Here is a 7520-nt window from a genome sequence, read left to right on the forward strand (position 1 = left end):
AGCGCGACGCCCAAGAACAGCAGCGCGACGCGAGAACAGCAACGCAGCCCAAGAACAACAGCCCAAGAACAGCAGCGCAGCGCGAAAAAGCAGGAGGCGGGATGCCGGACCATTCGGCCCGAGCATCCCGCCTCCTCGTTGGTGGTCGCCGCATCCCCCGATGCCGGCGCCCGGTCTCTGTCAGGCGCTCGCCAGGCGGTACCGCAGCGATGCCAGCTCGGAGCGCAGAGCCGCAGGCAACCGGTCTCCGAAAGTGCCGTAGAACTCCTCGGTCAGGTCGGCTTCGGCCTTCCACGCCTCGGGGTCGACCTCGAACAGTTCCCGCAGGTCCTCTTCGGGGACGTCGAGCCCGTCGAGGTTGAGGTCCTCGATGAGCGGCAGCCGCCCGATCGGGCTCTCCACCACGCCGACCTCGCCGGAGATGCGGCGGATGATCCAGTCGACGACGCGCGAGTTGTCGCCGAATCCGGGCCAGAGGAAGCGACCGTCCGCACCGCGACGGAACCAGTTGACCTGGAAGATGCGCGGTGCGCGGTCGAAGCGCAGGCTGCCGCCGACCTTGAGCCAGTGCGCGAAGTAGTCGGCCATGTTGTATCCGCAGAACGGGAGCATCGCGAACGGGTCGCGACGAAGCTCTCCGACGGTGCCCTCGGCTGCAGCGGTGCGCTCGGACGAAATGTTCGAGCCGAGGAACACACCGTGCGTCCAGTCGGTCGCCTCGACGACGAGCGGCACATTGGTCGCGCGGCGTCCGCCGAACAGGATCACATCGAGCGGAACCGCCGACTCCCAGTCCGCGGAGATCTGCGGGCACTGCGCCGCCGATACGGTGAAGCGCGAGTTCGGGTGCGCGGCAGGACGGCCAGAATCCGGCGTCCAAGGGTTGCCCTCCCAATCGATGAGGTTCGCAGGGGCCTGATCGGTCAGTCCCTCCCACCACACGTCGCCGTCGGGGCGGAGCGCGACATTCGTGAAGATCGTGTTGCCCCACAGCGTCTCGACCGCGGTGACGTTGGTCGACTCGCCGGTGCCGGGCGCGACGCCGAAGAAGCCGGCCTCAGGGTTGATCGCCCACAGGCGGCCGTCCTCACCGGGGCGGATCCAGGCGATGTCGTCGCCGATCGTCTCGACGGTCCACCCGGGGATGGTCGGGCGGAGCATGGCGAGGTTCGTCTTGCCGCACGCCGAAGGGAATGCGGCGGCGACGTGGTACGCCTTGCCCTCGGGGGAGGTGACCTTGATGAGCAGCATGTGCTCGGCCAGCCAGCCTTCGTCACGCGCGATGACCGACGCGATGCGCAGAGCGAAGCACTTCTTCGCGAGGATCGCGTTGCCGCCGTAGCCCGAGCCGTAGGAGTAGACCTCGAGCGTGTCGGGGAAGTGCACGATGTACTTGTCGTCGTTGCACGGCCACTCGACATCGGCCTGTCCGGGAGCGAGCGGAGCGCCGACCGAGTGGACGGTCTTGACCCACGGCGCGCCGTCCGCGATCTGCCGGGTGACGGCGTCACCGATGCGCGTCATGATGCCGATCGACGCGACGGCGTAGGCGCTGTCGGTGACCTGCACGCCGATGTGCGAGAGCGGGCCGCCGACGGGGCCCATCGAGAACGGCACGACGTACATCGTGCGTCCCCGCATCGATCCCTCGAAGATCTCGGTCATCGTCGCGCGCATCTCGGCGGGCGGCGCCCAGTTGTTGGTGGGGCCGGCATCCTCTTCGCGCTCCGAGGAGATGAACGTCCGCCCCTCCGTGCGGGCGACGTCGCTGGGGTGCGAGCGGGCGAGGTACGAACCGGGACGCCACTCGGGGTTGAGCTTGATGAGCTTGCCCTCGGCGACCAGACCGCGCAGAAGCCAGTCGTTCTCGGCGCGGGAGCCGTCGACCCAGTGGATGTCGGCGGGCTGAGTGAGCGCGGCGATCTCGTCGACCCACGCGGTCAGCTCAGCCATCGCAGGGGTGTCATAGGTCGGCGCCGTTCCGAAGGCACGCGCGGAGGGGGCGGATGCTGCACTGGTGGTGAAGACGTCGGCGATGGCCATGACTACTGCTCCTTCAAGTCGGGGGCGTTAGGACCATCTTCTTCCCATATCGACAGAGCTTTCGGCGATTCTGGGTGATAAGAACATCGGTTCTTTCGTTATGATCAAGGAATGGCTCCTTCCGGCATCCATCTCACGACCCTCGGCCACCGCATCCGCCACCACCGCCTCGAGAACGGATACACGCTCGACGAACTCGGCGCCCTCGTCGGCGTCGCCGGCTCCCAGCTCAGCCTCATCGAGAACGGCAAGCGCGAGCCGAAGCTATCGCTGCTGCAGGCGATCGCCCTCGCCACCCACACCGAGGTCGCCGACCTCATCTCGGGCGAGCCGCCGAACCGCCGAGCCGCGCTGGAGATCGAGCTCGAGCGTGCACAGGACAGCCCCGTCTTCCGTCAGCTCGGCATCGCTCCGGTGCGCGTGACGAAGGGCATGAGCGACGAGACCATCGAATCGGTGCTGGGACTGCACCGCGAGCTGCAGCGCCGTGAGCGGGAGGCCATCGCCACCCCGGAGGAGGCGCGCCGCGCCAACACCGAGCTGCGACTGCGCATGCGCTCCCAGAACAACTACCTCCCCGATATCGAGAAGCTCGCCGAGAAGCAGCTCCGCGCCGCCGGGCACACCCAGGGCGCCCTCACCCACCGCACCGTGAACATCATGGCCGAGAAGCTCGGCTTCGAACTCATCTACGTCAACGATCTGCCGCATTCGACCCGGTCCGTGACCGACTTGGAGAACGGGCGCATCTACCTGCCCCCGGCATCCATCCCCGGCGGCCACGGCCTCCGATCGATGGCGCTGCAAGCCATGGCTCACCGCCTGCTCGGGCACCGCCCGCCCACCTCGTACGCCGACTTCCTGCAGCAGCGGCTGGAGATCAACTATTTCGCCGCCTGCGCGCTCATGCCCGAGACCGCGGCGGTGGCCTTCCTGCAGCAGGCGAAGAAGGACCGCAACCTCGCCGTCGAGGACTTCCGCGATGCCTTCGGCGTCACCCACGAGGGCGCCGGCATGCGCATGACCAACCTCATCACCCATCACCTCGGCATTCCGTTGCACTTCCTGCGCGTCGACGAGACGGGGGCGATCACGCGGGTCTACGAGAACGACGACCTGCCGCTGCCGATGGACGTCACCGGCTCCGTCGAGGGCCAGCGCGTCTGTCGCAAGTTCCAGGCCCGAAGAGCGTTCGAGCAGCAGAACCGCACCACCGAGCACCATCAGTACACCGACACGCCCTCCGGCACCTTCTGGTGCGCGACCCAGACCGGCCTGTCTACCGACGGCGAGTTCTCGGTCTCCGTAGGCGTGCCCTTCGACGACGCCCGCTGGTGGCGCGGACGGGAGACGTCCGACCGCGCCGTGTCGGCCTGCCCTGACGAGGCCTGCTGCCGCCGCCCTCCCGCCGAGCTCGCCGAGCGGTGGCAGGGCCGGGCCTGGCCGAGCGCCCGGGTGCACACGCACATGTTCTCACCGCTCCCCCGCGGCGCGTTCCCGGGCGTCGACGACAACGAGGTGTACGACTTCCTCGGCCGTCACGCCGTGGAGTGAGCGGATGCCGGGGCGACGCGCGGCCCTCGCATCGTCCCGTCGCGCTGCTCTTCTCTTCGTCGCGCTGCTCTTCTCTTCGTCGCGCGGCTCTTCTCTTCGTCGCGCGGCTCTTTCCCGCACGCGCGGCTGAAAGTCCAGTAGCGCGTGCGGAGAACAGCAGCGCGACACGAGAAACAGCAGCGCCACGCAAGAAACAGCAGCGCGACGAAGAGAACAGCAGCGCGACACGAGAAACAGCAGCGCGACACGAGGGGCCGGCGCGCCACCCGCCGCCCGCAGGTCGGCCCGGCGCCCGCCGCCCGGGTCAGCCGGTGACGAAATCGCTGTAGCGCTGCAGAGCCACGGCGACGGCCTCCGGGGCGAGGTCCACGAAAGGCTCGGCGGCGGGAGCGTCGCGGTGCCGCCCCACCGCAGCCGAATGAGTCCACGCCCCGACGATCCGCCCGCCGCCGACGAGGCTCGCACGCACCATGCCGTTCTTCCCCGGCCCGATGCGCCTCATCGCCTCGGTATCGGCGACAGTGCTGCGGTCGGCGTAGGAGATGTAGAACTCGTCGAACATCGGCAGCGCGAGCAGGCATCCGTCGTCGGCGCCGCGGGCACGCCGGGGGCGGGATGCCGCGACGAACAGCCCCTCCTCGACCTCGCTCACCCGGTGCCGTGAACGCTCGACCGCGTCGCGGGCTGCGGTGAGAGTGAGCCCGGACCACCATGCGAAGTCGGCGACACCGGCCGGGCCGTGTCCGTCGATGTAGCGCACGAAGAGCTCGGCGAGCGGATCATCGGGTCGAGCATCCGCCGTGATGTGCGCGTCGGCGAGCACGAAGAGCTGCTCGCGGGCGACCGCCCCGTCCCGCGCGACGACCGGTCCCTGCACGAGCACACCTTCGATGCACAGCTCGGCGAGGATGTGCACGCCGCGCTGGCCCGTCGGATCGATCCCGAGGGCTGCGAGGTCTTCGAACAGTTCGCCCCGCGTGCGACCGCCGTCGGCGAGACGCACCCGCAGCTCGCGAGCGACCCGCTCGAGCAGCGCCTCGTCGATGCCGAGGTCGCGCCGCCGGTTCGCGGACTGCGCCTGCTGGCGCGGCCCCGTCACCGAGAGCACCCAGCGCAGATCGACGGCGGGGATGATGTGCAGCGTGCCCCGCATCGTCCACGAGCGCACGAGATCGCCGCGCGCGAAGGCTCGGTCGACCCCCGACAGCGTGGGCGAGCCGGAGGAGCGGATGCCGAGCGCCCAGCGCCCCGCGACGAAGTCCTGCGCCTGCACCGCGAGCATGTGCGCGGCGGCATCCGTCACCGACCGGGCGGGAGCGCTCAGGCGGTGCGAGCGTAGGCGTTCGGAGAGCAGGGCGCGAGGCGTCATGCGCCCATCCTGCCCTGCTCCGCCTCACGCCTCCAGCATCACCTCGCGACGGGCCGGGATGACGACCGGGTGCGAACCGGCCATCGTCTCGAGCACCCGGATCACCTGGCACGAGTAGCCGAACTCGTTGTCGTACCAGACGTAGAGGATGAGGGTGTCGTCAGAGGCGACGGTCGCGAGTCCGTCGACGATGCCGGCGCGGTGCGAGCCGACGAAGTCGGTGGAGACGACCTCGGGGGATTCGACGTAGTCGATCTGCTGGCGCAGCTTCGAGTGCAGCGACACCCGGCGCAGGTAGTCGTTCGCCTGCTCCTTCGTCGCCGGGCGTTCAATCGTCAGGTGCAGCACGGCGAGCGAGACGTCGGGGGTGGGCACGCGGATCGCGCTACCGGTCAGCTTGCCCTCGAGCTGCGGCAGCGCCTTCGACACGGCCTTGGCGGCGCCCGTCTCGGTGATGACCATGTTCAGCACCGCCGAACGCCCTCGGCGGTCGCCCCGGTGGAAATTGTCGATGAGGTTCTGGTCGTTCGTGAACGAGTGCACGGTCTCGACATGCCCCTTCACGACGCCGTACGCCTCGTCGATCGCGGCGAGCACCGGGGTGATGGCGTTGGTCGTGCACGACGCCGCCGACAGGATGCGGTCGGCGGCGTCGATCGTGTCGTGGTTGATGCCGTGCACGATGTTCTTCAGCGGGCTCTTGCCCGGCGCCGTCAGCAGCACACGGGCCACGCCGTTCGAGCGCAAATGCTGCGAAAGTCCGGCCTCGTCGCGCCAGCGTCCGGTGTTGTCGACGACGATCGCGTCGTGGATGCCGTAGGCGGCGTAGTCGATGGAAGCCGGATCGTCGGAGTAGATGACCTGGATGCGGGTACCGTTCGCGATGATCTGCTCGGTGTCGAGATCCACGGTCACCGTGCCCGCGAAGCTGCCGTGCACCGAGTCGCGCTGGAGGAGCGAGGCGCGCTTGACGATGTCGTTGTCGGAGCCGCGGCGCACGACGATGGCCCGCAGGCGCAGACCGCTGCCGCCGCCGGTGTGCGCGATGAGGATGCGGGCGAGCAGGCGCCCGATACGGCCGAACCCGTAGAGCACGACGTCGGTGGGCTCGGCGGAGACCGCTCCGGATGCCGGCGCCAGCGCTTCGGCGAGGTATTCCTCGAGCGCCAGGCCGCTGGCCGCGTGCCCATCGACGAGACGCGCGATGTCGATCGATGCGGCGCCGGGCGCGAGCGCGTGCACGCCCTCAAGCACCGCCAGGGTCTGTTCGATCGACACCTCGGCATGACCGAGCTGCGCGATGCGCTCGTGCACGTCGACGATGCCCGTGGCCGTGAGGCCGAGGAGCCGGTGGCCGTGCAGCGAGGTGATCGCGTCGCGCTCGCGCTTGAGGGAGCCGATAAGCGGGATCATCCGCTCGGCGAGCTCTTCGCGTGCGCGCCATTCGAGGCCGTGTTCGTCGGTCATCCGCATCCTTGCTTCTCTGTGATCGCGCGCCGAAGGGTGACCGGCGCGCGCAATCGCCGGGTGGAGCTCGGGGGATGCCTCCAGCGTACGCGGACGCGCGCCCTCCGACGAAACCTGACTCCGGCAGAGGCCCACAGCGGCGCCGCGTGAGCTCAGCGCGCGGATCGCCTCGCGCGGGCCTCCTCCGGCACCGTGAAGAGCGGATGCCGCGGCGAGCGCAACGGTGGCCCCGTCGCCGTTCGCGCCGCAGAGCTGGCGGGCCCTGCGGATCGCGCGCCCGACTACCCTGGAGGACATGACCGAGATCGTCCCCGCCCGCGCCGTGCTGCTCGACATGGACGGGACGCTCGTGGACTCGACCGCCGTCGTGGAGCGGCTCTGGCTGGCCTGGGCCGAGCCCCACGGCCTCAGTCGCGAACGCGTGCTCAGCGTGATCCACGGACGGCAGGGGCACCAGAGCATGGCGATCCTGCTGCCGGAGCGCGACCATGAGATCAACCTCCGCGAGAACGCCGAGATGCTCGCCAACGAGGCCGAGGACGTCGACGGCGTCGTCGCGATCGCCGGCGCCGACCGTCTGCTGACGGCCCTTCGTGATCACCCGCACGCCATCGTGACCTCGGCCGACGCCACCCTCATGAAGGCGCGCATGGGCGAGGCAGCCCTGGCCATCCCCGAGCTCGCGATCACCGCCGAGAGCGTCGCCAGCTCCAAGCCCGACCCCGAGGGCTTCCTGCGCGCCGCCGAGATGCTCGGCGTCGCCCCTGCCGACTGCGTCGTCTTCGAGGACTCCGACGCCGGCATCCAGGCCGCCCACGCCGCCGGCATGCGGGTCGTCGGCGTCGGCGCCGCTGCCCGCGCGCACTCCCCCGAGTTCCATGTCGATGACCTCTCGCGGGTGTCGGTGGCGCCGGCCGCCGAGGGGTTCGCGCTGCACATCGGCTGACGGCGAGCACGATCGAGAGCGAACGCCCGCGGTGCGGGGTTCTCCCGATGTGCCCGCCCTCGCCAGAAAGGACCGGCCCGCCGAGGGTGTGCGCAGCGCGCGGGGCCCGGCGCACGAGGCGCGCGGCCCGGGCGCGCGGCC

The 7520-nt window shown here is 69.9% G+C and carries 5 protein-coding genes; 2 read left to right on the forward strand and 3 right to left on the reverse strand.

All coding sequences use genetic code 11. The features are described 5' to 3' along the window. Positions 1-180 precede the first annotated feature (180 nt). Entirely contained in the window at positions 181-2043 is a 1863-nt protein-coding gene (locus tag QM568_RS04615; RefSeq protein WP_415136270.1) for a phosphoenolpyruvate carboxykinase (GTP), read from the reverse strand. A gap of 111 nt (positions 2044-2154) precedes the next feature. Here QM568_RS04615 and QM568_RS04620 point away from each other — a divergent pair, with 111 nt between their 5' ends. Continuing rightward, positions 2155-3597, forward strand: a complete 1443-nt coding sequence (locus tag QM568_RS04620; RefSeq protein WP_415136272.1) for a helix-turn-helix domain-containing protein — start codon at positions 2155-2157, stop codon at positions 3595-3597. Between the two features lie 304 nt (positions 3598-3901). On the opposite strand, the gene QM568_RS04625 is transcribed toward QM568_RS04620, so the two are convergent. Both QM568_RS04625 and QM568_RS04630 read right to left on the reverse strand, forming a co-directional pair. Beyond that, entirely contained in the window at positions 3902-4966 is a 1065-nt protein-coding gene (locus QM568_RS04625; protein WP_415136274.1) for a winged helix DNA-binding domain-containing protein, read from the reverse strand. 24 nt (positions 4967-4990) lie between these two features. Then, entirely contained in the window at positions 4991-6439 is a 1449-nt protein-coding gene (locus QM568_RS04630; RefSeq protein WP_415136276.1) for a glyceraldehyde-3-phosphate dehydrogenase, read from the reverse strand. A gap of 289 nt (positions 6440-6728) precedes the next feature. Here QM568_RS04630 and QM568_RS04635 point away from each other — a divergent pair, with 289 nt between their 5' ends. Next, on the forward strand, positions 6729-7379 hold the full coding sequence (locus tag QM568_RS04635; RefSeq protein WP_415136278.1) for an HAD-IA family hydrolase: 651 nt from the start codon (positions 6729-6731) through the stop codon (positions 7377-7379). Positions 7380-7520: the final 141 nt, after the last annotated feature.

The sequence above is a fragment of the Microbacterium sp. genome, assembly GCF_047607465.1.
Taxonomy (GTDB): Bacteria; Actinomycetota; Actinomycetes; order Actinomycetales; family Microbacteriaceae; genus Microbacterium.